This window comes from Mesorhizobium sp. L103C105A0, assembly GCF_000502215.1.
Lineage (GTDB): Bacteria > Pseudomonadota > Alphaproteobacteria > Rhizobiales > Rhizobiaceae > Mesorhizobium.
Genome location: NZ_AYXF01000004.1, coordinates 1 through 23,483 on the forward strand (window position 1 = coordinate 1; position 23,483 = coordinate 23,483).

Sequence of the window (23,483 nt, forward strand, 5' to 3'; positions counted from 1 at the left end):
AACAGCGACACCAGTCCCAGCGATCACGATCGCCGCACAAAACGCAGCAACTCTCATCATACTTCCCCACCGTTGCGCCTCCGCAAAAGGCTGAGCATGACGTAACGGCACTTTTAAATTAGCGCAAGCGAATATTAGCTGCCTAGTCCCTTCACATCGGCTCTGGTCGCCTCCCCTTGCTGCCGGCGCCTTGCGATACCGGCAGCGCGACATGCTAGGATGGGCGCATGCCTGCTCATGACCGGGCGGCCGCTGTTAATGACTTGAGCTTGACATGGCAGAAGGCTGCAACCGTCAAGTTTCCCAAGTCGTCGTGGCGATGAACGATCGCGTCGAGGATCGCTTACCAAGCGGCGTTTACTAAGTTCCGCTGGTCTAGCCCTACGCGATCACACCATAACCACGTGATGACAAATCAGCCATGTGTGTGGCGCGGCGGGCCTGTTCCGCTTGTGGCCGGCGCCTACCCACCCGGGTTCCCCAACCATGGCGTCGGCCATTTTCGCTCTCTCAGCGATTATAGACCCCTTGCTATAGGCCTATGTGTTGGCTGGATGGGGAGATCGCTGTTAGATCGCCTCGTTCGTTTGGATGTTTCGCTGGCGTTGGGAGGAGGCGCATATGTTCGCCAGCCGGCGGATACCACACCGCCCCACCGGTCAGGCCCAGCGCGTCCGCTGCAAAGTCCCGCAGACGGCTGCTGGGCCGCTGGCGGGCAGNGAGGAGGCGCATATGTTCGCCAGCCGGCGGATACCACACCGCCCCACCGGTCAGGCCCAGCGCGTCCGCTGCAAAGTCCCGCAGACGGCTGCTGGGCCGCTGGCGGGCAGCGGCTACTTGCTGACGATCCAATCCACCAAGCCAGTTTCGATCAGCTCGAACCAATCGTGCACCAGGGCCTTGGCTAAATCGCGCCATTGACACTCAGGCGCACGGGAGACGGCAACAGTAGAAGGGTCGGCATCTTCCCAGCCTCGCGCCACGTCATCGCGATGACGTTGACGAAGGCGCATCAGCAAGGTGGCCGTAGTGGCCGCTTGAGCGATATCTATGGGCGTTGCAACCATCGCAGCCTCCCTCAAAGCGATGGCAAAGCCCTCACTAGTAAGCCCGCTCAGACTCTCTCTGCAATCAAAAAAAGAGTTGTCCTCGCTCCCTGTTCTGTCATCGCAATGAAGGACGACATCTTCGAGCACCCGCAGCACACCTGTCGCATGGAAAAAGCTGTAGGCGTTTACAGGTGCTTGGGGAATCCGCCGTTTGTTTGCGTTGTGGAGCGGGACAAAGCAAGTTACTCACTCAGGCTGGCTACCGTGAAGCGGGGCACCAGCCCGACTTCCACGCGCTGCCGTGGGAAGCTGAACATCAGGGCCGTCAAAGAAAGGCAAGGTGGACGCGACGGCGCTCGCTGAACGCATTCGGGCGCCGGCTGCGTTCGCGTTCACACCCGGCGCTATGTCGCTTCTAGGCCCGCTCTGTCGCTATTTTGTGCGCAGCATATTGTGGGAACTCTGCCTCGGCCCACGCACTCAGTGGCTGACCAGAACGAGCGCATCATCGGCCTAACCGTTTAGGCTGTAGAATTTGTGTGTGCGCTCGTATCGAGATGCGGGTGATGTCGCAGCCGAAACGCGCTGCTTCCTTCTCGATCGCCCCATCAGTTTGGCGCCGATACCAGCACTGCGCATCTCGGCGTCGACAACCACATGGTCGGCCTACGCCCACTTTCCGCCCATACCCGGTTTGCTGATGGAGCGGGTAGATAGCCGCGATCTCTTCGAGCTCCATGGCTGAGTGTCGATGCCTATGTCGGCGAGGTGATGAGTGCGGCCTTGCCGCCGAACACCAGCCCCAACTGGGCAGTCGCATCGCTCGACATTACGGGCGATGCAGCCACTGCGAAGGTCGAGGACGAATTTGGAACCACAAGGTTCACCGACTATCTTTCTCTGCTCAAAATCGCAGGAGAAATGAAGATCCTTAGCAAACTCTACCACCTTCACTAATACGACCGTCCAGATCAGAGGCCAAATACCGCAAAACTGGCCAACCTGTCGTAGGTCTCCCAGCGCCTTTAGAGCTTGAGCTCAGTCCTTAGCGCGTCGATTCGCTTCGAGGCCTCGGCTTTGCTTAGATCTTCGGCGTAGCTTCTGTCGTCGCCCGCCTGCTCACATAATGTTTTCAAGTAGGAAGCTTGCGACGGAGTCATTGGCTCGTCTCCCGTCGTCCATTCGTCAGGATCCTTGCTGATAGTTTCGCTTTTGGCTCGGGGTGAAGTTTGCATGACGCTCTCCGTGTTGGGAACGGCACAACGTATTTGATCTGCTTTTGTTCCACATGCTTGAAGTGTGTGAAATTGCGAGGGCATAGGTGTTCACAACTGCAAGTTTACCCGTGCTGGAAGAATCCGACGAGATTGCTTAGCTTCCGCTCGCGGTCGCCAACGATGAACCCGACGCCAACTCTGCGCGAGACATCGAAAGATCCTCCGCGCCCGCAATTTACCCCAACGGTGAGGAGACAATCCCCATGAAAGCAATCGTAGCGACGGACCAGACTGCAGGAACGGCCGGGATGAAGTTGGTGGAGCTGCCCGAGCCTCAGGCGGCAATTAACGACGTGGTCGTACAGGTTCATGCGGCAGGATTCGTCAACACCGAACTGGAGTGGCCCTCGACGTGGGCCGACCGAGCCTTCCGTGACCGGACCTCTTCGATCCTGGGCCACGAACTGGCTGGTGTGGTCACTGCGCTCGGCTACGGCACCAGAGGGCTTTCTATCGGTCAGCGGGTGTTCGGCCTCGCGGACTGGCATCGCGACGGCACCCTCGCCGAGTATGTTGCCATGGAGGCCCGTAACCTCGCGCCGCTGCCCGGCGATGTCGACTTTACGGTGGGCGCTAGCCTGCCGATCTCCGGCCTAACCGCATGGCAGGGGCTGTTTCAGCATGGCCGCATCAAGGCCGGGCAGAGCGTTCTCGCGCATGGCGCTGCCGGTGCCGTCGGTTCGATGGTGGCGCAGCTTGCAAGGGAGGCCGGAGCCTATGTGATCGGCACCGGGCGGGCCGCCGACCGCCAGAAAGCGCTCGACTTCGGTGCAAATGAATTCCTCGACCTCGCAAAAGACACCCTTGAAGATGTAGGCAGCGTCGATCTGGTGTTCGATGTCATCGGCGGCGATATCCAGAAGCGATCCGCAACGCTCGTCCGCGCCGGAGGTATCCTTGTCACAGTCGTTGGACCAACGGACATTCGAGCTGCCGATGGCCTGACCGTTGACTTCGTCGTCGAGGCTGATCGCCCTCAGCTCTCTGAGATAGTGCAGCGGATCCGCGATGGACGACTGCGGACGAACATTGGCAAGGTTTCGAGCTTGGATGATGCCATCGGCACCTTCAACTCAACGGACCGACGCGCAGGAAAGACGGTTGTCCGCGTTCGTCCGTGAGAACTTGGGCGAGGAGGCCGGTCCTCTCTCCGTATGGCCGCCTCTGGCAGCTGACACGGTGAGGTGCAAATCAGCGCCTGTCGCGGGATTTAGCCATCGTAGGGCGGTGTTTGCGGGAACCTACTTTGTACGTTTCCGATTCTTGCCTTTTTCGGAAAGTGACCCACAGAATAGCTGATTGAGGTTCTATCTCTCTGGGAGGATGGGATGGACATTCAAGCACCTGTTCGGCCTACGCAGCAAACGGCCAAGGAGCTGGTCCGCGAGGTCCTGTTGGGCTCTCAACCCGGCGACATTATTTCCGTCAAAGCGACCATTGTAGCGGTCCGTGAGCGCGGCGGCGATCTTCTCGAAACTGACTGCCAGTTAGTCGAAATGATCGTCAAATCAGCCTCCGTTTGGGGACTGTTCATCGCCTTTGACGTTCGAGAGGCGTGATGCCCCACCGTTGGTTCAACCCTCCGGTTTATGTGAAGACTGAGCGCCCGGGGCTTCGCCTTGGTGTCAACCGGGTTGATGCCGCCGCCGAGGAGCTCCTAAAGTGGTCCAGTCGTGGCCCCAAGTGGCGGCTGGCGGCCGAAGCTTGCCTATCTGCGATGGATGGCAAAATGCCGGGTAATGACTTCCGGCTGCTGTTCGAAGCCGCGGCCGATGAAGAGGAGATGCTGCTGCCGGATTAACAACGCTATACGACGAGCCCATTCGGGTCTGTTCGCGTTGCGAATTCACCGGCGCAACGGGCATTTATGCTGTCCGTCTCCGTCGTCAAACTTTAAAGTGAGACACTAACGAGCGACGACCTAGATGGACAGTTATTCGCCGGTGCGCGTACCATATAGGGCCGCGGGTGACCGATGGAGGTCACATGGTTGATGAAGAGCATCGCCGCGAACGGAGGCAGCGGGTGCTGAAAGGCGCCTCAATCATCAGCGGAATCACAAACTCCGAGATCAGTTGCACCATTCGGAACCAAAACAGTGGCGGAGCTGAGCTCAAAGTCCCGGTGGAATCGCGTGTCCCTGAGCGGTTCGTGGTTTACGTGCCGACCGACGGCGTTGCCTACCAGGCAGTCCTGCGGTGGCGCAGGAACGACCGAATTGGGGTTCAATTTATAGGAACGTTGCCAAAGCCGCGTCTCCACTATGGCTGAGCTTGTGCCCGGGATGCACAGACCGGGGAATTGGACACTCTCCGGCGCTCGGCACGTGTTCCATGGCAGTCGCACTTTAGAGATTACCCCCCGGCGAAACTTCGCTTCAGGTCGACACGGTCAGAAGGCTTACAAAATCGCGGGAATATTCCTCGTCCAGATATTTAGCCGGAGCGCCCCACGCCTCGGCTGGTTGGCCAGTGAACGCGTCAAACACCGCTCAGGTTTCGTCGAGTCCCTCCTGAGGTCGTATCTTTGAGAAGCCATGCCGTCGCTAGGTAAGTCTGCGGTCCAGTTCTCAAGCGGTGATCGACATTCCTGTTGGAGTGCGGGTTCTACAGGAGATTCGGTTTTGAGGATCGCGAGGGCTCAACGGATCATGAGCGGCCCAGCAGGATCAGAAACCGGCACCCGTCTGCGCAGCCCTTTGATGAAGATAGGTAGAGTCAAAATCTGCGGCGCGAACGAGCCCTGCCCAGTCGGTCGCATGAAAACGCGAGCCAACGGTGGATATCAGACCGTCGCGTCTAAGGTCCTGAAGCACTCGGTTCACGTGCACGGTAGAGAGGCCAAGTGCGTCGCCAAGTGCAGCCTGCGTTATGGGGAGATAGGCCACATGATCTTCAATGCGGCCTACCGAGCGAAGGCGAACAATGAGTTCGCAAAGAATGTGGGCCATACGCGAGTAGGCGTCGCGCCTACCGACGTTGGTGACCCACTCTCGATAGATCGCCGCATCGATCACCGTCGAGCGCCAAAACACTCTCGTTATCGAAGAGTGCTGGTCGCAAACGGCGCGAAGTTCGTCGTGCCGCATGAAGCCCACCCTAGCGGGCATGAGAGGGGTGAAAGTGCAATCCATGACCGACAAATGCAAACCATGCAGGTCGGGAATGTCGCCCGGAACAAAAAAGGAGGAGATTTGACGCTTCCCCTCCCCGGTTAGTTTGATCGACCCTATTAAGCCTTCAAGAACGACGAACGAAAGGCTCGGCTTATCGCCCTCGCGCAGAATGTCTTCGTTGGCCTGATATCTCTTCTCCTGAATCGAGATGTTCCCCAAGGTCGCAATGTCTGATTCTGCGAGTTCCGAGATGGCTTGGAGCTTGCGGATCAACATTTTGAAAGAATGATCATGTGCCATCAAGAACCTGTTCGTGTATGCTCCCAACTTTTAGTTGGCGCTAATGTTCCCGCTGCCTAGAGGAGACGAAGGCCAATGGTCAGTGCGTCGATGATGCGCGCAAAGTTCAGCTGTCCTCAATCCTTTTCGCCTGCCGCAACCTGTTCGAAACGGCTGGATCACAACCTGCTTTCCACCGGATTAACGAGTGCTATTGCGCGCCAGGAACCTTAAGAGTTCGCAGCCGTTCAACTGTTGGGGCGCACGAAGCAGGCTTTCAATGTCATCGGGTTCCGTGCTGATCGTGGAGACGTCGAGAACTCTCTCCGGGAGGCCGGGTTCGAGGTAGTCGCCGGCTTAAAGGGCCTTCAAGCGATTGCGACTTTCGATCGTGAGCCGGAGCGAGTTGTGGCTCTCCTGACAGATATCAGACTTGGGGACGGCCCAAGCGGGTGGATGTGGCCCGGCACCTCCGAGGCGCCGATCCTACTATGCCAGTTATTTGACAGCGTTGGTCGATGCCATGGCCTGCTACGCAATTGACCGACATCAAATCGACATCCTGTCTCTCGGCTGCGTTGAATTGGAGTTCGCCTTCACCAAGGGCCAAATCGCCAAGGGCGGTATCAGGCACTGGCGCGAGATCATTTCTGCCGCCATGCGCCTGCAAAGCCAGAATGCACCGGGCCAAGCTGGGCTGCTGGTAGGACGAGACCGTCTACTACGCATCGACGGAGCACCTATGAAGTCTAATCCGATCGACCTCGACGACTACACCGGTCCGCCGCAGAGTTACCTGTTATTGCTGCCTCACTGGTCAAGCAACATGAGGAACGGCTGGCCGCGCTTTTCGCTGCGCCGCGTCCACCCTACAAAGCGGTGTATGGGCCAAGGTCTCAGGACCCGTAAATAGCCACCTGTTCTTCGCACGATGTCGGCTTTCAGAAACCGCCTAAAGCGATCCCGATATTTGGGGCAATGGCCATCCGTTCTGATTAAGTCGTCTTGGCCAGCCGTGGTCTTCACTCGACCCCGCATGATGAGGTATGACCAAGAAGGATGTAGACTAAACCGGAAGAGACAAGGTGCAGGTGCAAGGCATTGAGAGAAATAGCAGGAACCGAACCAATCCACAGGAATATTTTGTTGGTATTTATGTTGGTAGCAGATGCGGCTAACATTGCCCTAAGTATCTGAAAGCAAAACGGGATTTTCTTCACTTGAATTCCGCCTCTGGGCACCAGTTTTCTCTGAACATCAAGGGCTTGACTTCCTGGCGCCGCACCGACGGATTCCTGATTTCGGCCTGCCGGCTGTGCCGGCAAGCCTGCGCAACCGAGTTATGAACTTTCGGGGCGCACGGTCTCCACGCGCAGCGAGCCGGCTGGAAGCGGCTGCAGCAGTTCGGCTTCCGGCTTGGTCAGACTGAGCCAAGCCGCCCAATCGCCGGGCCGAAGCACCACGACCTGCCGACTGTGATAGGGCGCAATATCCGGTCCAGGCTCGGTTGTCAGCATGGTGAAGGTTGGCGGCTTGTTGCCGGCAGCTTCACGCCAAAGCCCTGCGATGGCCATGAACGGCGAGCCGTTGAGCGTGAAGCGATGCTTTGCCTTCGGATACTTCGTGCCCGTGAACTCGAAGAAGGCGGATGCCGGCACGAGGCAGCGTTTGCTGCCGGCGAATTGCCGGCCTTCGGAGCGGAAGTTGAACACTGGTCCGCCTTTCGGGCCGGCCGGCGGAAATCCAAACGTCATCGACGTCAGTTCAACAACGCCAGTGTCGCCGGCGGCGCGCATGATCGGGGCTGGATCGTTGATATGGATGTCATCAACCCGCGGCAGTTCAAGTTCGGTCTGATGGGTCGGGATCTCGAGTGCCAGCGACTCCAGCATCCGGCAATATTCAGCCCAGAGAATATGCTGCTCATAGTCGTTGCACATGGAAGGCTCCCGACCGGTCTGCCAGTTTACCTCACGCCAAACAAAGAGGCGATGGACCGCTCAACCCTCGCGGTCGCGCTCGAGCAGTATATCGGGCTCGATCGCCGCGTTGACGAAGGCGGCGCGGGCATAGCGCGCCTCTTGAAGGCCTTCCAGAACGCCAAGGCAGGCTTTACGGGCGGCGACGTGATAGCCGCCTGTCTTCACGGGCCATCGGTTCATGAGGATGTCAGCGGCCTGCGCGACACGCTCCACCTTGTAGATCGTGTTTCTGGACCTGCCAAGCGCCACGCGAACCGGCTCATCGAAATGCTGATCTTGCATGCTTCCCCTCCCGAACGCGATCGCGAGTCAATTCGGGGGAGGCAAGTTCGGTTCCACGGGAGCGATTTGCCAACGCAATAAACCCGCCCAATGAAATCACTTTGCGCCCATCGGCCAAATGGCGGATTCGCTTTGCTTGGTGATCCCCTCCACCTAGGGCAAACTGCCTGCCGGGGCTGCAGGAGGAGAAATGCGAGCACGCGCAGCTACGATCGGCGATCTCGAAAGTGTCTTCCGTGATCTGTCCACGCGGATGTCGGACGAGTATGTGGCCGCCGGCAAGGACAGCAAGGTCGCCTACGACAATCTGATGATGAATTTGAAGGAAGGCCGAGCGCACGCGCTGGTCGAGGGCGACAAGACGGTGGCGATCGTCGCCTGGCACGAGAACAGCGACGCCGCCGACACGCTGTTTGCCGCGCAGGAGGGTTTCTTCAGCGCCGCGACGGTCCGCTTCTGCAGGCGCCACATCCGCCACATTCAGGCGCTGGCCGGCAACCTTCCCATCCACTCGCGCAGCTGGCTGCAGCGGGCCGACGTCGGCAAATGGTTCCGTGTCATCGGTTATGTCGAACGCGGCCGAGAGAACGGCGCCACTGTGTTCGAATTGCCGCCGGCACGGGGAGCGTCAGCTGCGCGGGCTGCCTAGGGCTGCGCACCCACGGATGCCATCACGGAAAAGCCCCCGCCAGGATGGCGATGGGCCAATATCGCCTGCAATGGGCTCATATCGGGGGCTCAGATATCGGGCTGATCCAGCGCCTCGAAAATCACCCGTTCCAGCGGACCGAGATCCTCTTCGATCTCGCTGACCTCAAGGCCTAAATGCCGAGCATCCAGGGCAGCTCGCGTGGTTAGGGTTCGAGCCGTTGCCTTGTCGGCAGGCAGTTCGCCCGGCAGGTGCTCGTGGATCCAGCCCTGCAGGAAATCAACGCCGCGCTCGCTCATCGATTTATCCCTTCCGTTATCTGGGGGATCATTCCCCCAGAATGACCCCAGAAGCGACGATCTGAGCCGTCAGGCTGGTGAGCCTGCCTCGCTTCACGAGCGTCGGCTTTTGGTAGATTTTCTTCATGGCGGTGCCTTTCGCGACAAATCGCTCGTCGGCAACAACGTCCGTCGCGGGGCAGCGTTCCATGGCGGGCTGTTGAGCCCGACCCCCTGACACATCGTATTTGAGAACAGCCCCGCTCCCGCGACCCGTGATGTTGATGCCGCGGCAGGTTGCGAAGCCAATGCGGGGCGTGGCATTTGTCGATGCCGATCATTGGGATGGCAAGCAGGACATGGCACGGCCACCAGACATCGCCCGACACCAGGCCGCCAAGGCAGGCGTTAGCCTGAACCGGGCGCTTTCCAAACTCGGCCTGTGTTCGCGCAAGCAGGCCGAGCTGCTGATAGCCGAAGGGCGCGTGCGGGTTGGCGGCAAGGTGGTGCGCGATCCGTCGCTGCGTGTCGATCTCGGCCGCGACCGCATCGCTGTCGACGGCGAGCAGATCGTCGGCGAGGCAAAAGTCTACCTGATGATCAATAAGCCGCGCGGACAGGTCACCACGCGCGATGACCCGCAGGATCGTGGCACCGTCTATGACTGCCTGGTGGAACTGGAGTTGCCTTTCGTGTCGCCGGTCGGCCGCCTCGACAAGGCCAGCGAAGGCCTGTTGCTGATGACCAACGACACGCGCTGGGCCAACCGCCTGCTCGATCCGGCCTCGCATGTCGCCAAGACCTATCATGTCCAGATCGGCACCGCGCCCGACGAAGCGATGCTGGCGCGCTTTCGCGACGGAGCGATCGTCGACGGCGAACTGCTGACCGCAAGTTCGATCGAACTGCTGCGCAGCGGCGGCCGCACTGCCTGGCTGGAAATCGTGCTCGACGAGGGCCGCAACCGCCAGATCCGCCGCCTGCTCGGGGCATTCGATATCGAGATGCTGAGGCTGGTTCGGGTGGCGATCGGCGGTTTGCAGCTCGGCGAGCTCGCCAAGGGCAAGGCGCGGCATCTGACATCGGAGGAATTGGCGGTGCTCGCGCGTTAAGAGGCAGGCTTGCTGAGAAACACTACTTCTGGTTCCACCTGCGTATCACCGGCTCGCTCAGATCGTGCTCATAACCGAGGATGCTGAGGCTCGCGGTATCAAGCACGAAGTGCGCACCGCCTTCGGGTGGCAGACCGAGCCAGCGCGCGGCCAGCACGCGCAGGAAATGCGAGCTTGAAAACACCAGCACATTGCCCTCGATTGCCCGCAGCCCGGCGATGATCCTGTCGGCCCTGGCGCCGACATCCGCTACCGACTCGCCGTCGGGACAGCCGTCACGGAACAATTGCCAGCCGGGGCGCTGCACAAGAATCTCCTTGGTCTTAACGCCCTCATAGGCGCCATAGTCCCATTCCTGCAGGTCGTCCTTCTTGACGGCAGCAGCGCCGAAGCCGGCAAGCGTGCAGGTGCTGAAGGCTCGCTGCGACGGGCTCGACCACACCGCCTGGAAGGACAGATCCTTGAGCCGGTCCGCCACGCCGCGAGCTGCCGCCTCGCCCTTTGCCGTCAACGGTATGTCGGTGCGGCCGGTGTGTTTTCCCGAAGCGCTCCACTCCGTCTCGCCGTGACGGACGAGGTAGATTTCGGGGTACGGATTGCTCATGCGCCGGCCTTTCGGTTTTACGTCCGCACCCTACCCGGGAGGGCCCGGCCAGCGCCAGCCACGTGCAGGCGGAAAAGGAAAGGCCGCAACCGAATCGGCTGCGGCCTTGTGCTCAAACGTCAGTGCCCGGAGCGGTCAGGCGGGCTGCAGATCGCCCGACAGCGCCAGGTCGGCTTCCTCGGACAATGTGCCGGCCATGGCGGCGGCGAACTTGGTCTGGTCGAGTTCGCCTTCCCAGCGCGCCACAACGATCGTAGCCACTGCATTGCCGACGAAGTTGGTCAGCGCCCGGCATTCCGACATGAAGCGGTCGACCCCTAGGATCAGCGCCATGCCGGCAACGGGTACCGTAGGCACGACAGAGAGCGTGGCGGCCAGCGTGATAAAGCCGGCGCCGGTGATGCCGGCGGCACCCTTGGAGCTCAGCATGGCAACCAGCAGCAGCAGAATCTGGTCGCCATAGGTGAGCGGCGTATCGGTCGCCTGGGCGATGAACAGCGCCGCCAGCGTCATNCCGAGCGCCTGGTGCCGGCGCCGGAGAAGCCGAAGGACGAGGATGCCGAGCACCAGCAGCAGCTCTTCCTTGATGTAGCGGATCAAGGCGAGGATCGAGAAGCCGTTGTACCAAGCGACAGCGCCGAGCACGACCAGCACGAAGAGCAGCGACGTCAGGTAGAAGGTGCCGATCAGAAAGGCGAGGTTGGCAATCGCGCCGATGCCGTATTTGCCGACGGTGAAGGCCATGGCGCCGAAGGCGCCGATGGGGGCGGCCTTCATCAGGATGGCGACCAGGCGGAAGATAGGCGAGGTCAGCGCCTGCAGGAAATCGACGACCGGGCGGCCGCGCTCGCCGACCAGAGCGAGAGAGATGCCGAACAGTACCGAGAAGAACAGCACTTGCAGAATGTCGCCTTGCGCGAAGGCGCCAGTGATGGTGTCGGGGATGATGTTGAGCAGGAAGCCGACGATGGTCGTGTCATGCGCCTTCTCTGTGAAGGTGGCGACCTTCGAGGGGTCGAGCGTCGCCGCATTGATGTGCATGCCGGCGCCCGGTTGGACGACGTTGGAGACGACCATGCCGACGACCAGCGCCAGGGTCGAAAAGACCAGGAAATAGATCATCGCCTTGCCGGCGACGCGGCCAACCTTTTTCAGGTCGGAGACGCCGGCAATGCCGGTGGTCACCGTCAGGAAGATGACCGGCGCGATCACCATCTTGACCAGCTTGATGAAGGCATCGCCGAGCGGCTTCAGCGAAGCACCGAGTTCGGGATAGAAATGACCGAGCAGCACGCCGGCGGCGATCGCCGTCAGGACCTGCACGTAGAGATGACGGTAAAAGGGTAGCTTGCCGCGCGGTTCGGCGGCAGCGAATGCTGGCTGCATGACGTCCTCCATGGCGCCCCGATCGAAAGCTCGACCTCCCGGGGCAGTTGTTTCCGCAGCCTTGCGACTGCTGTATCGGTGATTGCAACTGCCGTGCCAGACTGTGCGGCATTACCGCAGCCATTGATTTTGTTGGGTATTCGACCGATGGAGGCTGATGCCGCTCAACCGCAAGTGCGGACATCCGCATGATTGAATTGTGCTTTGTGCGAAATTATGCACAAATAGGGAATGCTGCAACGCCCTGCCGCGGTCCTGTCGCCGACGTCCGAGCAACTCGGCAAAAGCGCGCGTCGCGCCTGGCTCCTGTTTGCGGCGATCGCGCTGGTGATCGTTGCCACGGCGCTCACCGGCGCCGGCTTCTACGCGCGCCGCGCCGAGGTCGCGGCACTGGCGGCGCAAGGCCGCACCGATGCCAATCTGAAGGTAGCGTTGCTGCGCGCCGTGCTGGAAAGCCCGCGGGCGCTGCCGCTGCTCTTGTCCGAGGACCAGCAGGTGCACGACGCCCTGCAGAACAAGGGCGCTGTCACGATCGACGTGCTCAACCGCAAGCTCGAAGGGCTGGTCTCCGGCACCAAGGCTTCGGTGCTTTACGTCACCGGCGTCGACGGGTTTGCGATCGCCTCCAGCAACTGGCGCGAAACAACCAGCTTCGTCGGCAACGACTATGGCTTCCGCGCCTATTTCTCCGGCGCCATGCAATCGGGAACGGCCGAATATTTTGCGCTGGGCAACACCAGCAAGCGCCCCGGCCTCTACATTTCGCGTCGCGTCGGCAATGCGGCGGCACCGCTCGGCGTCGTCGTCGTCAAGATGGAATTCGACCAGCTTGAAGCCGACTGGCATGAGGCCAACCGGCCGGCCTATGTCAGCGACGACCACGGCGTCGTGCTGATCACCAGCGTGCCGTCCTGGCGCTTCATGACCACCGCGCCGCTGGCCGGCCCGGTGGCTGCCGCCATCCGGAGCAGCCAGCAATTCGGCAACGCGCCGCTGATCCCCTTGCCGATCACACGCCCCGAGGCATTGAGCCCTGACGTGTCGATGGTGCATGCGATAACACCGGGCGGCAGCGATGCCGAATATCTCAGGCTTTCGACACTGGTCCAATCGACGCCATGGCGGCTCGATTATCTCGTGCCGGTCGAAGCGCCGATCGCGGCTGCGGTGCGTGAGATGCGGCTGCTGGCGCTGGGCGTCGTGGTGCCGTTGCTGGCGCTGGCCGGCTACCTCCTGTGGCGCCGTCAGTCGGCGCAGATGCGCATCGCCGCCGAACAGGCAGCGCGCATCGAGCTCGAGCGCCGCGTCGTCGAGCGTACGCATGACCTCAGCCTGGCTCGCGACCGGCTGCAGGCCGAGATCACCGATCACCGCAGCACCGAAGCCAAGCTGCAGGTCATGCAGCAGGAATTGGTGCAGGCCAACCGTCTTGCTACCCTCGGCCAGGTTGCCGCCGGCGTCGCGCATGAGATCAACCAGCCGGTGGCGACCATCCGCGCCTATGCCGACAATGCGCGTGTGTTCCTGGAGCGCAAGCAGACCGCCTCGGCCGAGGAGAACCTTGGAGCGATTGCCGCGCTGACCGAGCGCATCGGCGGCATCACCGAAGAGTTGAAGGTCTTTGCCCGCAAGGGGCGCACGGCAGCCGAACCGGTCGAACTGCGCGGCGTCATCGAGGGCGCCGTGGTGCTGCTCAGAAGCCGCTTTGCCGGCCGGCTGGACGCGCTCGATATCACGCTGCCGCCGGTAACGCTCAAGGTGATGGGCAACAGGCTGCGGCTCGAACAGGTGCTGATCAACCTGTTCCAGAATGCGCTGGAAGCGCTGGACGGGCGCGACGGCGCCAGGGTGCAGGTGTCGGCCCAGGAGACGGCCGACGGCGTGGCGCTTGCCGTCGCCGACAATGGGCCGGGCATTTCGCCTGCCATCCTCAAGTCATTGTTCACGCCGTTCAACACCTCGAAGGAAAAAGGCCTCGGGCTCGGCCTCGTCATCTCGCAGGACATCGTCGCCGACTATGGCGGACGCATCGAGGTGGCGAGCGGCCAGGCCGGCACGCGCTTTACCATTCACCTCGCCAGGGCAGCATGATGGACACCGCACCGGTCGTATTGATCGACGACGACAGCGAATTGCTGAGGGCCACGCGGCAGACGCTGGAACTCGCTGGTTTTTCCGTCTCGGCCTTTGCGGTGGCGGCCGAGGCGCTGGCCGGGCTCGACGCCAATTTTCCCGGCGTGGTGGTGTCCGACATCCGCATGCCCGGCATTGACGGCCTGCAGCTCTTCGACCGCGTCTTGCAGCTTGATGCCGACATTCCGGTAATCCTGGTCACCGGACATGGCGACATCGCGGTTGCGGTCAAGGCGATCAAGGATGGCGCCTACGACTTCATCACCAAGCCGTTCGCCGCCGACCGGCTGGCGCAAAGTGTGGCGCGGGCGGCGGAAAAACGCCGACTGGTGATGGAGAACCGCGCGCTGCGCGAAAGCGCCGAACAGGCGCAGGACGGCCTGCCGCTGATCGGCCAGACGCCGGCGATGGAGCGGCTGCGCCGCACGCTGCGGCAGATCGCCGACACCGATGTCGACGTGCTGGTGACTGGCGAGACCGGCTCCGGCAAGGAGGTGGCGGCGAGCCTGCTGCACCGCTGGAGCCGCCGCGCCAAGGGCAATTTCGTGGCGCTGAATTGCGGCACGCTGCCGGATACGGTGATCGAAAGCGAACTGTTCGGCCATGAGGCCGGCGCGTTCACCGGCGCACAGAAGAAGCGCATCGGCCGCATCGAGCATTCGAGCGGCGGCACGCTGTTTCTCGACGAGATCGAAAGCATGCCGGCCTCGACCCAGGTGCAGATGCTGCGGGTGCTGGAAATGCGCGAGGTGACGCCGCTCGGCACCAATGAAATCCGGCCGGTCGACCTGCGCGTCGTCGCCGCCGCCAAGGTCGATCTCGGCGATGCCAGCCGGCGCGGCGCCTTCCGCGAGGATCTCTACTACCGGCTCAATGTGGTGACGATCTCGATCCCGCCGCTGCGCGAACGCCGCGACGACGTCGCCCTGCTGTTCTTCTACTTCGCAGAGCGTGCAGCCGCCCGCTTCCGCCGGCAAATGCCAGCCGTGCCTGCCTCAGTGCACCGCCATCTGAGCCAGCACGACTGGCCGGGCAATGTGCGTGAACTCGCGCATTTCGCCGAGCGTTTCGTGCTGGGACTCGAGGAAGCGGCGCAAGCGCCACCTTCCGCCCCGGCGGAGCCGGATGACGCCAGCTCACTGCCGGAACGGCTGGAACGCTATGAAGCCAATGTCATCCGCGAGGCGCTTGGCCGCAATGACGGCGATGTCCGGCGCACGATCGAAGCGCTCGGCATTCCGCGCAAGACCTTCTACGACAAGCTGCAGCGGCACGGCATCGTGCGCAGCGATTTTTCCAGGTAATTCATTTTCCAGGCAATTCAGGCGTGTGGACCCGAAAGCAGGGTAGATTTTGTGAACCGGCGCAAAAAAACCGTGGCAAGTCGGCATCAGAAAGTGTTGAAGACCGCATCGGCGGCCTTCGGCACGGCGCGATCCGGTTGCGCTCGGCAGATGTTGATGATTTGTTGCCGGTCAGCGGAGAATGAATGATGCGAGAACCTGTCGGTCAAGATGAATATGGATCGACCAACCCGTTCGATCCGGACGATCTGACGAATTTGAACGCGATCGGCCCGGCCATGGGCGGCGGCAACGACTTCGAGAAATACGCCGTTGCCGTGATCATCGTCTTCGGCGCGCTGATCATTGGCGGGCTGATGGCCGCTTCCATGACCTTTGGTCACCGGAACGGCTTCCTGTTTGCGCTTGGCGGCGCAACCGCGGCCTGGATATCGGGCAATGCGCTGCTCCTCGACCGTCCCCGCATCTACGCGGCGTTCGTCGTGATCGCGGCGCTGATGCTCGTCGGGTCGACGCTTACGCTCGTCCTCTGATCAATCTCTTGTTTTGATCAGTAGCCAATCGCCTCGCCGGATGCGGCGCGGCTGTCGATGGCGCCGTTGTAGCGGGCGCCGCCGCCCTTCTCGATTTCCGCCAGGCTCTTGCCGCCGACAAGAATGCCGGCCGCCTGACCCCAGGTAGAATCCGCGAGATCGAGGTGGTAGCCCATGCCGGCCAGCAGTTTTTCAGTGTCGGGCGACAGGCCGAAGGGTTCGACATAGATCGTGTCGGGCAGCCATTGATGGTGGATGCGCGATGCGTCGATCGCCTCCTGGATGTTCATGCCGTGGTCGATGACGTTGACGATGGCTTCCAGCGTGATGGTGATGATGCGCGAGCCGCCGGGGCTGCCGATAACCATGAACGGCTTGCCGTCCTTGGCGACGATGGTCGGGCTCATCGATGACAGCGGCGTCTTCTTCGGCTGGATAGCATTGGCCTCTCCCTGCACGAGACCGTAGAGGTTGGGCACGCCGGGCTTCTGGGTGAAATCATCCATCTCGTTGTTGAGCAGGATGCCGGTGCCGTCGGCGACCACGCCGGCGCCGAACGAACCGTTCAGCGTATAGGTGACCGCGACCGCATTGCCGTCATCGTCGATGATCGAATAGTGCGTCGTTTCCTTCGACTCGCCGAAGCCCTTCGGCATCAAATCCTGCGAGACGCCGGCGCGGAACGGGTCGATCTTGTCGCGGGTCTCCTTGGCGTAACCCTTGTCGAGCAGTTTCGAGACCGGATTGTCGACGAAATCGGGATCGCCGAGCGCCGAGTTGCGGTCCACATAGGCGTAACGCATCGCCTCGACCATGACATGCACCGTCTCGGCCGAGCGGGCGCCGAGATAAGACAGCGGGTAGCCCTCCAGCACGTTGAGGATTTCGCAGATGATGACGCCGCCGGAGCTTGGCGGCGGCGAGGACGTGATCTCATAGCCCCGATAGGTGCAGCTCACCGGTTGCAACTCGCGTACCTTATATTGCTCGAAGTCTGAGTTGGCCAGAATGCCGCCCTTGGCGCCGCTCGCCTTGACGATGGCGTCGGCGATGGCGCCTTTGTAGAAGGCGTCGGCGCCTTTTTCGGAGATGGCGGCGAGCGAGGCTGCAAGATCGGGCTGGAGGAGACGCTCGCCGGCGCCATAGGGTTTGCCGTCCGGCTTCAGGAAGATGGCGGCGGCGGCAGGGTCCTTCGCCAGCCGTGCGGCATTGCTTGCGAATGAAGCAGCGTCGCCCTGGTCGAGGATGAAGCCATCCTTGGCATAGGCAATTGCCGGCGCCATCAAATCCTGGCGTGGCAGCGTGCCATATTTTTCACGAGCCATCTCGAACCCTGCCACGGAACCCGGTACGCCGACCGCAAGGTAGCCATCAAGGCTGGCGCCCTTCACCGGATTGCCGTCCTTGTCGAGATACATGGTCTTGGTTGCCGCCAGCGGCGCGCGCTCGCGGAAATCGAGGAAGGTCGATTTGCCGTCCTTGGAGCGGATGGTCATGAACCCGCCACCGCCGATATTGCCGGCATTAGGGTAGACGACGGCGAGCGCATAGCCGACCGCGACCGCCGCATCGACAGCGTTGCCGCCCTTCTTCAGCACCTCGACGCCGACTTCCGACGCCAGATGCTGGGCGGTGACGACCATGCCGTGCTCGCCCTTCGCCGGTTGAGGCGAGGCGGCATGGAGCGCGCCGGATGGCGCGAGCGCAATTGCGAGCGAAAGGGTGACGCCAATCAGCGTCCGGCGGGTCAAGGGCATGGCGGTGCTCCAAGTGCAGTGTGCCTAGAAGACCTACATGGAGCGGCCGAGTCCATCATCAATATGAGCGAACATATATTGGTGTTCGCCTGCTGGCGGAGGCAAGCTGATCTCCCCCCTGTGGTGGAGACTAGCCAATCTCAAACAATCCCGCCTGAACCGGCCACAACCGCCGGCCGTTCCGCCGCGACCTTCGCCCGGTAGCCCGCCGCGCGATATGCGGCGACTGGATCGATGGCGCCGCCTGTGTTCAGCCGCGCCATGGCCAGGATCGGCTCGACATCGGTGCGGTAGGCAGCTTTCAGCGTCTGCGTCGCCATCAGCGCATCATTGCCGTCCTGAAAACCTTCGAGCGCCTTGCGGTCGACCAGCAGCGCCTGCGCATAGGCGCGCTGCACCTCGACTGCCGACAGCATCAGGCTTTCGATCGGGTCGGTGACGTTGTGGCTCTGGTCGAGCATGTGGGCGGGATCGAAACCCTCGGCGCCGGACAGCTCGGCATCGACCAGTTCGTTGAAGACCAGGAACAGCCGGTAGGGATCGATCGAGCCGGCATCGAGGTCGTCGTCGCCATATTTGGAATCGTTGAAGTGGAAGCCGCCAAGTTTCTTGAACTGGATCAGCCGCGACACGATCATCTCGATGTTGACGTTGGGCGCATGGTGGCCGAGGTCGACCAGGCAGTAGGCCTTGTTGCCCAGCTCCTTGGATATGAGGTAGTTAGTGCCCCAGTCCTGCACGACCGTCGAATAGAAGGCCGGCTCGTACATTTTGTGTTCGGTGAACAGCTTCCAGTCGGCGGGCAGTCCGGCATAGATCTCCTTCATCGCGTCGAGATAGCGCTCGAAGACTTTGGCGAAATTGACTTGGCCGGGGAAATTCGAGCCGTCGCCGATCCACACCGTCAGCGCTTTGGAACCAAGCGTCTTGCCGATCTCGATGCATTCCAGATTGTGCTCGACTGCCTGCCGGCGCGTGCCGGCATCGGCATGCGACAGCGACCCGAACTTGTAGGACAGTTTTTGGTCCCTGGCATCCGAGAAGGTGTTGGAATTCATGGCGTCGAAGCCGAGGCCGAAGCGCGAGGCCGCCTGCTTCAGCCGGTTCGGATCGGCCTTGTCCCACGGTATATGCAGCGAGACGGTCGGCGTCGCCTGTGTCAGTTGGCTGATGACGGCGCAGTCCTCGATCTTGTCGAAAATGTCGCGCGGCTCGCCGGCGCCGGGAAAGCGGGCAAACCGCGTGCCGCCTGTGCCGACGCCCCAGGACGGAATGGCGACGGCGAATTTCTCGACCTTGTCGCGGATGGCATCGATGGCGATGCCGCGGCGGTCGAGGCGTTCGCCGAGCGACGCGTAGTCGCGCTCGAGGTCGGGTTTGCGCTGGGCGTTGTGGCTGGAGACGAGATCGGCGGCGATGATGGTTTCGGACAAGTGCTATTCCTCCCAATGCGTTCAGTCAGCGCTGCCCTTCATCCGGCCCTTCGGGCCACCTTCTCCCCGTATAGTGACGGGGAGAAGAGAAGCGCTCCGCCCTTAACTCAGCGCGTAAAGCTCTGCGCGTTGCCGGCGTCGACGTTGATGATGTTGCCGGTGGATTTGGCCGACATGTCGGACGCCAGGAAATAGATCGCTTCGGCGATGTCTTCGGGAAACACCGAGCGCTTCAGCATCGAGCGCGAGCGGTAGTGTTCTTCCAGATCGTCGGTCGACATCTTGTAGGCGGCGGCGCGCTGTTCCTTCCACTCGCCGGTCCAGATCTTCGAACCGCGCAGCACGGCGTCCGGATTGACGACGTTGACCCGGATCTGGGCTTCCGCGCCTTCCAGCGCCAGGCAGCGGGCGAGATGGATTTCGGCCGCCTTGGCGGTGCAATAGGCGGCGGCATTGGGTGACGCGGCAAGACCGTTCTTGGAGGCGACGAAGACGACATTGCCGCCGATCTTCTGGGCCCGGAACAGCCGGAAGGCTTCGCGCGAGACCAGGAAATAGCCGGTCGACAATATGTCCATGTTCTTGTTCCACAGCGCCAGCGTCGTCTCCTCGATCGGCGCCGAGGAGGCGAGGCCTGCGTTGGAGACGAGAATATCAATGCCGCCGAACTCGACGGCTGTCTGGGCGAAGCCGGAAATCACCTGCTCCTCCGCGGTGACGTTGATCAGCACCGGCCGGACGAAGTCCTTGCCATAGGCTTTCGCCAGTTCGTCGTTGGCGTTGGCAAGTGCGGTCTCGTCGATATCGGCCAGCACGACGCAGGCGCCTTCGCGCAGCAGGCGATTGGCGGTGGCGCGGCCGATGCCGCCGGCGCCGCCGGTGACCAGCGCGATTTGGCCGGCGAGCGACTTCGGCTTCGGCATGCGCTGCAGCTTCAAATCCTCGAGCAGCCAGTATTCGATGTCGAAGGCCTCCTGCGCCGGCAGGCCGACATAGGACGAAACGGTCGAGGCCCCGCGCATGACATTGATGGCGTTGACGTAGAATTCGCCAGAGATGCGGGCGGTGGCCTTGTCGCCGGCGAAGGTGAACATGCCGACGCCGGGCATCAGGTAGACCACGGCGTTGGGGTCACGGATCGGGGGCGAGTCCGGATGCTTGCAGCTGTCGTAATAGGCCTGGTAGCCGACACGGTACTCAGCAATATCGTCGGCGAGGCGCGCAATCACGGCTTCGACGTCGGGCTTCGCTGGGTCGAACTCGATAACCAGCGGGCGGATTTTTGTGCGCAGGAAATGATCCGGGCATGAGGTGCCGAGCGCCGCCAGCGGGCGCAAATCCCTGGAGTTGACGAATTCGAGCACGGCGGCGGAATCGTCGAAATGGCCGAGCTTGTGGCTCTTCTCCGAAATCAGGCCGCGGATTCTCGGCATCAGTCTCGCCGCGATGGCGCGGCGCTCAGCGGCGTCTAGCGATTTGACGACTTCGCCGCCGAAGATGGCGAGACCCTCGGAGCGGCGCTCGAACCATTCGATCGCCTGGTTGATGACCGAGATCGTCGTCTCGTAGCACTCCTTGGGTATGTCGCCCCAGGTGAACAAGCCGTGGCTTTCGAGGATGACGCCCTTGGCCTCGGGGTGTTCGACGCAGAATTTCTCCAGCCAGAGGCCAAGTTCGAAGCCCGGCCGCTTCCACGGCAGCCAGCCGATGGCGTCACCGAATATCTCCTTGGTCAACGCCTTGGAATCCTTGGCCGCGGCAATCGCGATAATGGCATCGGGATGCATGTGATCGACGAACGGCTTCGGCACATAGGCGTGCAGCGGCGTGTCGATCGAGGCCGCGCGCGGGTTGAGGTTGAAGGTGCAGTGGGGAAGATAGCCCACCATCTCGTCCTCATGCGCGACGCCACGATAGAGGCCTTTCAGCGCCTGCAGTTTGTCCATGTAGAGCGTGGCGAAACCGTCCAGCTTGATCGAGGCGCTGTCGCCGCCCGAGCCCTTGACCCATAGCACTTCGACTTCGGCGCCGGAGAGCGGGTCCTTCTGCCGGATCTTGGACGAGGTGTTGCCGCCGCCATAATTGGTGACACGCTTGTCGGAGCCGAGCGTGTTGGAGCGATAGACCAGAAGCTCAGGCTCGCTCAGCCCCTTGGCTTTCGCATCGTCCCAAAGGTTGGCAAGGCGCGAGCCGGAGCGCTTGTCGAGCATGATTATCCTCCCTGGGACGCAAAAGGCGCGGTCCATTTTGCCGGAAATGTCTACGCAAGCATCTCGGTTGTCAATCATAAACGATCAAGATCGATCATATTGCACTGCACAATGAAATTATATGAGCGGAAATGATTGACACTGGTGGTTTTCTAGTGCCTCATGACCATGCAGGGAGGAACCATGCACGAAAAAGAGCGCCACAGGATCATTCTGTCCGCCGTCCAGGAAAAGCCTGTGGTGACGGTGCAGGAGATGGTCGACCTGACGGACTCCTCCGAGGCGACGATCCGGCGCGATATCGCGGCTCTTCATGTGCAAAAGCGCCTGCGTCGCGTGCGTGGCGGCGCCGAGGCGATCTCGCCACCGCAGTTCATCGGCCTCGCCGGCCGGCCCTTTTCCGTCAACGAAACGCTTAACGCTTCGCAGAAGCGCGCGATTGCGCGCGAAGCGGTGGAGCTGTGCAAGGACGGCGAACCGATCATCATCAATGGCGGCACCACCACCTTCCAGATGGTGCATTTCCTGACCGGACGCCGCATGCCGATCTTCACCAATTCGTTCCCCATCGCCGAGCACCTGCTCAAGCATTCGAAGAACACCGTCATGCTGTCGGGCGGCACCATCTACCGCGAGCAGAACATCATCCTCTCGCCCTTCGACAATGACGTGACGCGTAATTTCTACGCGCGCCGCATGTTCATGGGCGCTCAAGGGCTCGGGCCGCTTGGCCTGATGGAAGGCGACCCGCTGCTGATCCAGGCGGAGCAGAAACTGATCGACCAGGCCGACGAACTGGTGGTGCTGGTCGACTCATCGAAATTCCGCCAGCGCTCGAGCCTGATCCTGTGCGGGCTGAAGCGCATCGCCACCGTCATCACCGATGACGGCATCGAGGATCGCGAAGCCAACATGCTGGAGGCCGCGGGTGTGACGCTGATCGTCGCCCGCAAGTCGGCAAAGGAAGAATCCTCGCTGCAGGCCTGAGGCCAACCGCAGCGACGATGGAATGCAACGCTCAAGGGAGGAAATACGATGAGCTTTCTGAAGAAATTGATGGTGACGGCCGCGTTCTCGGCCGCCATGTTCGTGAATGCCGCCTATGCCGAGAACGTCAAGATCGCGCTGGTGGTGAAGTCGCTCGGCAACGGCTTCTTCGACGCCGCCAACAAGGGCGCCGAAGAGGCGGCCAAGGAACTCGGCGATGTCGACATCATCTACACCGGCCCGACCAAGGCGACCGCCGAAGCGCAGATCGAAGTGGTCAATTCGCTGATCGCGCAGAAGGTCAACGCCATTGCGATTTCGGCCAATGACGCCGACGCGCTGGTGCCGGTGCTGAAGAAGGCCATGGAGCGCGGCATCACCGTCATCTCGTGGGATTCGGGCGTCGCCAAGGAAGGCCGCCAGCTGCATCTCAACCCGTCCGACACCGGCCTGATCGGCGAGACCATCATCAAGCTGGCCGCCGACTATCTGCCGGAAGGCGGCGAAGTCGCCATTCTGTCGGCTTCGTCGACCGCGACCAACCAGAACGCCTGGATCGACGCGGCCAAGAAGATCCTGCCGGAGAAATTCCCCAAGATCAAACTCGTCGCCACCGTCTACGGCGATGACGATTCGGCCAAGAGCACCGACGAAGCCAAGGGCCTGCTGAAATCCTATCCGAACCTCAAGGCGATCATCGCGCCGACCACCGTCGGCGTCGTTGCCGCTGCCCAGGTCGTCACCGACGCGAACCTGATCGGCAAGGTCAATGTCACGGGTCTGGCGCTGCCGTCGGAGTTCAAGAAGTTCATCGACAACGGTTCCAGCCAGGCGGTTGCCCTCTGGAATCCGATCGACCTCGGCTACTCCGCCGTCTACCTCGCTCATGATCTGGCGGTGAAGAAGGAAGAGGCAAAGCCGGGCGCAACGCTGTCGATCGGCCGCGTCGGCAAGGTCACGCTCGATGACAGCAACTCGGCTGCGATGGCTCCGCCCTTCCAGTTCGACAAGTCCAACATCGAAAAGTTCTCCAAGATCTATTGATCTCGGACGTCTCGGACCAAGCGCGGCGGGACCAAAATCCCGCCGCGACTTTAAACGGACCTTGTTTCA

General features: G+C 61.6%; 25 protein-coding genes. 13 read left to right on the forward strand and 12 right to left on the reverse strand.

Annotation, left to right across the window (positions count from 1 at the left end; translation table 11 throughout):
• Positions 1-833: 833 nt before the first annotated feature.
• Positions 834-1,067 (reverse strand): hypothetical protein, encoded by a 234-nt coding sequence (locus X727_RS1000000166480; protein WP_081726126.1) that lies wholly within the window; start codon positions 1,065-1,067, stop codon positions 834-836.
• 723 nt (positions 1,068-1,790) lie between these two features.
• Between X727_RS1000000166480 and X727_RS151035 the strand changes: the two genes are divergently transcribed.
• Entirely contained in the window at positions 1,791-2,006 is a 216-nt protein-coding gene (locus X727_RS151035; RefSeq protein ID WP_280806378.1) for a nuclear transport factor 2 family protein, read from the forward strand.
• Between the two features lie 68 nt (positions 2,007-2,074).
• On the opposite strand, the gene X727_RS151030 is transcribed toward X727_RS151035, so the two are convergent.
• Positions 2,075-2,284 (reverse strand): DUF3072 domain-containing protein, encoded by a 210-nt coding sequence (locus X727_RS151030; RefSeq protein ID WP_023834287.1) that lies wholly within the window; start codon positions 2,282-2,284, stop codon positions 2,075-2,077.
• A gap of 245 nt (positions 2,285-2,529) precedes the next feature.
• Between X727_RS151030 and X727_RS151025 the strand changes: the two genes are divergently transcribed.
• From X727_RS151025 to X727_RS1000000169020, 4 genes are all read left to right on the forward strand, one after another.
• The gene (locus X727_RS151025; protein WP_023834288.1) at positions 2,530-3,447 is read left to right on the forward strand and encodes an NADP-dependent oxidoreductase; all 918 of its coding nucleotides are present in this window, start codon (positions 2,530-2,532) and stop codon (positions 3,445-3,447) included.
• Positions 3,448-3,654: 207 nt separating this feature from the next.
• On the forward strand, positions 3,655-3,885 hold the full coding sequence (locus X727_RS151020) for a hypothetical protein (RefSeq protein ID WP_023669678.1): 231 nt from the start codon (positions 3,655-3,657) through the stop codon (positions 3,883-3,885).
• Positions 3,885-4,127 (forward strand): DUF982 domain-containing protein, encoded by a 243-nt coding sequence (locus X727_RS0133965; RefSeq protein WP_031204261.1) that lies wholly within the window; start codon positions 3,885-3,887, stop codon positions 4,125-4,127. The genes X727_RS151020 and X727_RS0133965 overlap by 1 nt, the downstream gene beginning before the upstream one ends.
• A 185-nt stretch (positions 4,128-4,312) precedes the next feature.
• Positions 4,313-4,597: a PilZ domain-containing protein gene (locus X727_RS1000000169020; RefSeq protein WP_023834289.1), complete on the forward strand. Its 285-nt coding sequence runs from the start codon at positions 4,313-4,315 to the stop codon at positions 4,595-4,597.
• Positions 4,598-4,994: 397 nt separating this feature from the next.
• Here the strand turns inward: X727_RS1000000169020 and X727_RS151010 are convergent, their stop codons facing one another.
• The gene (locus X727_RS151010; protein ID WP_023699539.1) at positions 4,995-5,741 is read right to left on the reverse strand and encodes a Crp/Fnr family transcriptional regulator; all 747 of its coding nucleotides are present in this window, start codon (positions 5,739-5,741) and stop codon (positions 4,995-4,997) included.
• 502 nt (positions 5,742-6,243) lie between these two features.
• On the opposite strand from X727_RS151010, the gene X727_RS151005 reads away from it, so the two are divergent.
• Positions 6,244-6,633 carry a hypothetical protein gene (locus tag X727_RS151005; RefSeq protein ID WP_155923573.1) on the forward strand — a complete coding sequence of 130 codons (390 nt, stop codon included), beginning with the start codon at positions 6,244-6,246 and terminating at the stop codon, positions 6,631-6,633.
• Positions 6,634-7,060: 427 nt separating this feature from the next.
• Here the strand turns inward: X727_RS151005 and X727_RS151000 are convergent, their stop codons facing one another.
• A complete protein-coding gene (locus X727_RS151000) occupies positions 7,061-7,660 on the reverse strand; it encodes an SOS response-associated peptidase (RefSeq protein ID WP_023834291.1) in 600 nt (199 codons plus the stop codon).
• 60 nt (positions 7,661-7,720) lie between these two features.
• Complete coding sequence (locus tag X727_RS150995) at positions 7,721-7,984, reverse strand: DUF982 domain-containing protein (protein WP_023834292.1); 264 nt, start codon at positions 7,982-7,984, stop codon at positions 7,721-7,723.
• 190 nt (positions 7,985-8,174) lie between these two features.
• On the opposite strand from X727_RS150995, the gene X727_RS150990 reads away from it, so the two are divergent.
• Positions 8,175-8,633, forward strand: a complete 459-nt coding sequence (locus X727_RS150990; RefSeq protein ID WP_023669674.1) for a hypothetical protein — start codon at positions 8,175-8,177, stop codon at positions 8,631-8,633.
• Positions 8,634-8,722: 89 nt separating this feature from the next.
• On the opposite strand, the gene X727_RS150985 is transcribed toward X727_RS150990, so the two are convergent.
• Both X727_RS150985 and X727_RS1000000169025 read right to left on the reverse strand, forming a co-directional pair.
• Positions 8,723-8,932, reverse strand: coding sequence for a DUF768 domain-containing protein (locus tag X727_RS150985; RefSeq protein ID WP_023669673.1), 210 nt, complete (start codon positions 8,930-8,932; stop codon positions 8,723-8,725).
• Positions 8,933-8,960: 28 nt separating this feature from the next.
• A complete protein-coding gene (locus tag X727_RS1000000169025) occupies positions 8,961-9,122 on the reverse strand; it encodes a hypothetical protein (protein ID WP_023669672.1) in 162 nt (53 codons plus the stop codon).
• A gap of 148 nt (positions 9,123-9,270) precedes the next feature.
• On the opposite strand from X727_RS1000000169025, the gene X727_RS150980 reads away from it, so the two are divergent.
• Positions 9,271-10,023 (forward strand): pseudouridine synthase, encoded by a 753-nt coding sequence (locus X727_RS150980; protein WP_023726814.1) that lies wholly within the window; start codon positions 9,271-9,273, stop codon positions 10,021-10,023.
• A 22-nt stretch (positions 10,024-10,045) separates the two neighbouring features.
• Here the strand turns inward: X727_RS150980 and X727_RS150975 are convergent, their stop codons facing one another.
• A complete protein-coding gene (locus tag X727_RS150975) occupies positions 10,046-10,627 on the reverse strand; it encodes a histidine phosphatase family protein (protein ID WP_023711385.1) in 582 nt (193 codons plus the stop codon).
• Between the two features lie 135 nt (positions 10,628-10,762).
• Positions 10,763-12,025, reverse strand: a complete 1,263-nt coding sequence (locus X727_RS150970) for a cation:dicarboxylase symporter family transporter (RefSeq protein ID WP_155923574.1) — start codon at positions 12,023-12,025, stop codon at positions 10,763-10,765.
• Positions 12,026-12,244: 219 nt separating this feature from the next.
• Between X727_RS150970 and X727_RS150965 the strand changes: the two genes are divergently transcribed.
• From X727_RS150965 to X727_RS15845, 3 genes are all read left to right on the forward strand, one after another.
• Positions 12,245-14,104 carry an ATP-binding protein gene (locus X727_RS150965; RefSeq protein ID WP_023696666.1) on the forward strand — a complete coding sequence of 620 codons (1,860 nt, stop codon included), beginning with the start codon at positions 12,245-12,247 and terminating at the stop codon, positions 14,102-14,104.
• Positions 14,101-15,450, forward strand: coding sequence for a sigma-54 dependent transcriptional regulator (locus X727_RS150960; RefSeq protein ID WP_023834294.1), 1,350 nt, complete (start codon positions 14,101-14,103; stop codon positions 15,448-15,450). Before X727_RS150965 ends, X727_RS150960 begins: the two co-directional genes overlap by 4 nt.
• A 185-nt stretch (positions 15,451-15,635) precedes the next feature.
• Positions 15,636-15,983: a hypothetical protein gene (locus X727_RS15845; RefSeq protein WP_032885862.1), complete on the forward strand. Its 348-nt coding sequence runs from the start codon at positions 15,636-15,638 to the stop codon at positions 15,981-15,983.
• 17 nt (positions 15,984-16,000) lie between these two features.
• Here X727_RS15845 and ggt read toward each other — a convergent pair whose 3' ends face one another.
• The 3 genes from ggt to X727_RS150945 form a co-directional block, all read right to left on the reverse strand.
• On the reverse strand, positions 16,001-17,740 hold the full coding sequence (gene ggt / locus X727_RS150955) for a gamma-glutamyltransferase (RefSeq protein ID WP_023834295.1): 1,740 nt from the start codon (positions 17,738-17,740) through the stop codon (positions 16,001-16,003).
• Between the two features lie 140 nt (positions 17,741-17,880).
• Positions 17,881-19,173 (reverse strand): L-rhamnose catabolism isomerase, encoded by a 1,293-nt coding sequence (rhaI, locus tag X727_RS150950; protein ID WP_023834296.1) that lies wholly within the window; start codon positions 19,171-19,173, stop codon positions 17,881-17,883.
• Positions 19,174-19,280: 107 nt separating this feature from the next.
• On the reverse strand, positions 19,281-21,383 hold the full coding sequence (locus X727_RS150945) for a bifunctional rhamnulose-1-phosphate aldolase/short-chain dehydrogenase (RefSeq protein ID WP_023711390.1): 2,103 nt from the start codon (positions 21,381-21,383) through the stop codon (positions 19,281-19,283).
• A 183-nt stretch (positions 21,384-21,566) separates the two neighbouring features.
• On the opposite strand from X727_RS150945, the gene X727_RS150940 reads away from it, so the two are divergent.
• Both X727_RS150940 and rhaS read left to right on the forward strand, forming a co-directional pair.
• Positions 21,567-22,370, forward strand: coding sequence for a DeoR/GlpR family DNA-binding transcription regulator (locus X727_RS150940; protein ID WP_023669662.1), 804 nt, complete (start codon positions 21,567-21,569; stop codon positions 22,368-22,370).
• Between the two features lie 48 nt (positions 22,371-22,418).
• Entirely contained in the window at positions 22,419-23,414 is a 996-nt protein-coding gene (gene rhaS / locus X727_RS150935) for a rhamnose ABC transporter substrate-binding protein (RefSeq protein WP_023669661.1), read from the forward strand.
• Positions 23,415-23,483: the final 69 nt, after the last annotated feature.

Excerpts from the sequence above, each read along its gene's own strand:
- X727_RS1000000166480 (WP_081726126.1), bottom strand. The coding sequence starts at position 1,067 with ATGGTTGCAACGCCCATAGATATCGCTCAAGCGGCCACTACGGCCACC.
- X727_RS151030 (WP_023834287.1), bottom strand. The coding sequence starts at position 2,284 with ATGCAAACTTCACCCCGAGCCAAAAGCGAAACTATCAGCAAGGATCCT.
- X727_RS151025 (WP_023834288.1), top strand. The coding sequence starts at position 2,530 with ATGAAAGCAATCGTAGCGACGGACCAGACTGCAGGAACGGCCGGGATG.
- X727_RS151020 (WP_023669678.1), top strand. The coding sequence starts at position 3,655 with ATGGACATTCAAGCACCTGTTCGGCCTACGCAGCAAACGGCCAAGGAG.
- X727_RS0133965 (WP_031204261.1), top strand. The coding sequence starts at position 3,885 with ATGCCCCACCGTTGGTTCAACCCTCCGGTTTATGTGAAGACTGAGCGC.
- X727_RS1000000169020 (WP_023834289.1), top strand. The coding sequence starts at position 4,313 with ATGGTTGATGAAGAGCATCGCCGCGAACGGAGGCAGCGGGTGCTGAAA.
- X727_RS151010 (WP_023699539.1), bottom strand. The coding sequence starts at position 5,741 with ATGGCACATGATCATTCTTTCAAAATGTTGATCCGCAAGCTCCAAGCC.
- X727_RS151005 (WP_155923573.1), top strand. The coding sequence starts at position 6,244 with ATGGCCTGCTACGCAATTGACCGACATCAAATCGACATCCTGTCTCTC.
- X727_RS151000 (WP_023834291.1), bottom strand. The coding sequence starts at position 7,660 with ATGTGCAACGACTATGAGCAGCATATTCTCTGGGCTGAATATTGCCGG.
- X727_RS150995 (WP_023834292.1), bottom strand. The coding sequence starts at position 7,984 with ATGCAAGATCAGCATTTCGATGAGCCGGTTCGCGTGGCGCTTGGCAGG.
- X727_RS150990 (WP_023669674.1), top strand. The coding sequence starts at position 8,175 with ATGCGAGCACGCGCAGCTACGATCGGCGATCTCGAAAGTGTCTTCCGT.
- X727_RS150985 (WP_023669673.1), bottom strand. The coding sequence starts at position 8,932 with ATGAGCGAGCGCGGCGTTGATTTCCTGCAGGGCTGGATCCACGAGCAC.
- X727_RS1000000169025 (WP_023669672.1), bottom strand. The coding sequence starts at position 9,122 with ATGGAACGCTGCCCCGCGACGGACGTTGTTGCCGACGAGCGATTTGTC.
- X727_RS150980 (WP_023726814.1), top strand. The coding sequence starts at position 9,271 with ATGGCACGGCCACCAGACATCGCCCGACACCAGGCCGCCAAGGCAGGC.
- X727_RS150975 (WP_023711385.1), bottom strand. The coding sequence starts at position 10,627 with ATGAGCAATCCGTACCCCGAAATCTACCTCGTCCGTCACGGCGAGACG.
- X727_RS150965 (WP_023696666.1), top strand. The coding sequence starts at position 12,245 with ATGCTGCAACGCCCTGCCGCGGTCCTGTCGCCGACGTCCGAGCAACTC.
- X727_RS150960 (WP_023834294.1), top strand. The coding sequence starts at position 14,101 with ATGATGGACACCGCACCGGTCGTATTGATCGACGACGACAGCGAATTG.
- X727_RS15845 (WP_032885862.1), top strand. The coding sequence starts at position 15,636 with ATGATGCGAGAACCTGTCGGTCAAGATGAATATGGATCGACCAACCCG.
- ggt (WP_023834295.1), bottom strand. The coding sequence starts at position 17,740 with ATGCCCTTGACCCGCCGGACGCTGATTGGCGTCACCCTTTCGCTCGCA.
- X727_RS150945 (WP_023711390.1), bottom strand. The coding sequence starts at position 21,383 with ATGCTCGACAAGCGCTCCGGCTCGCGCCTTGCCAACCTTTGGGACGAT.
- X727_RS150940 (WP_023669662.1), top strand. The coding sequence starts at position 21,567 with ATGCACGAAAAAGAGCGCCACAGGATCATTCTGTCCGCCGTCCAGGAA.
- rhaS (WP_023669661.1), top strand. The coding sequence starts at position 22,419 with ATGAGCTTTCTGAAGAAATTGATGGTGACGGCCGCGTTCTCGGCCGCC.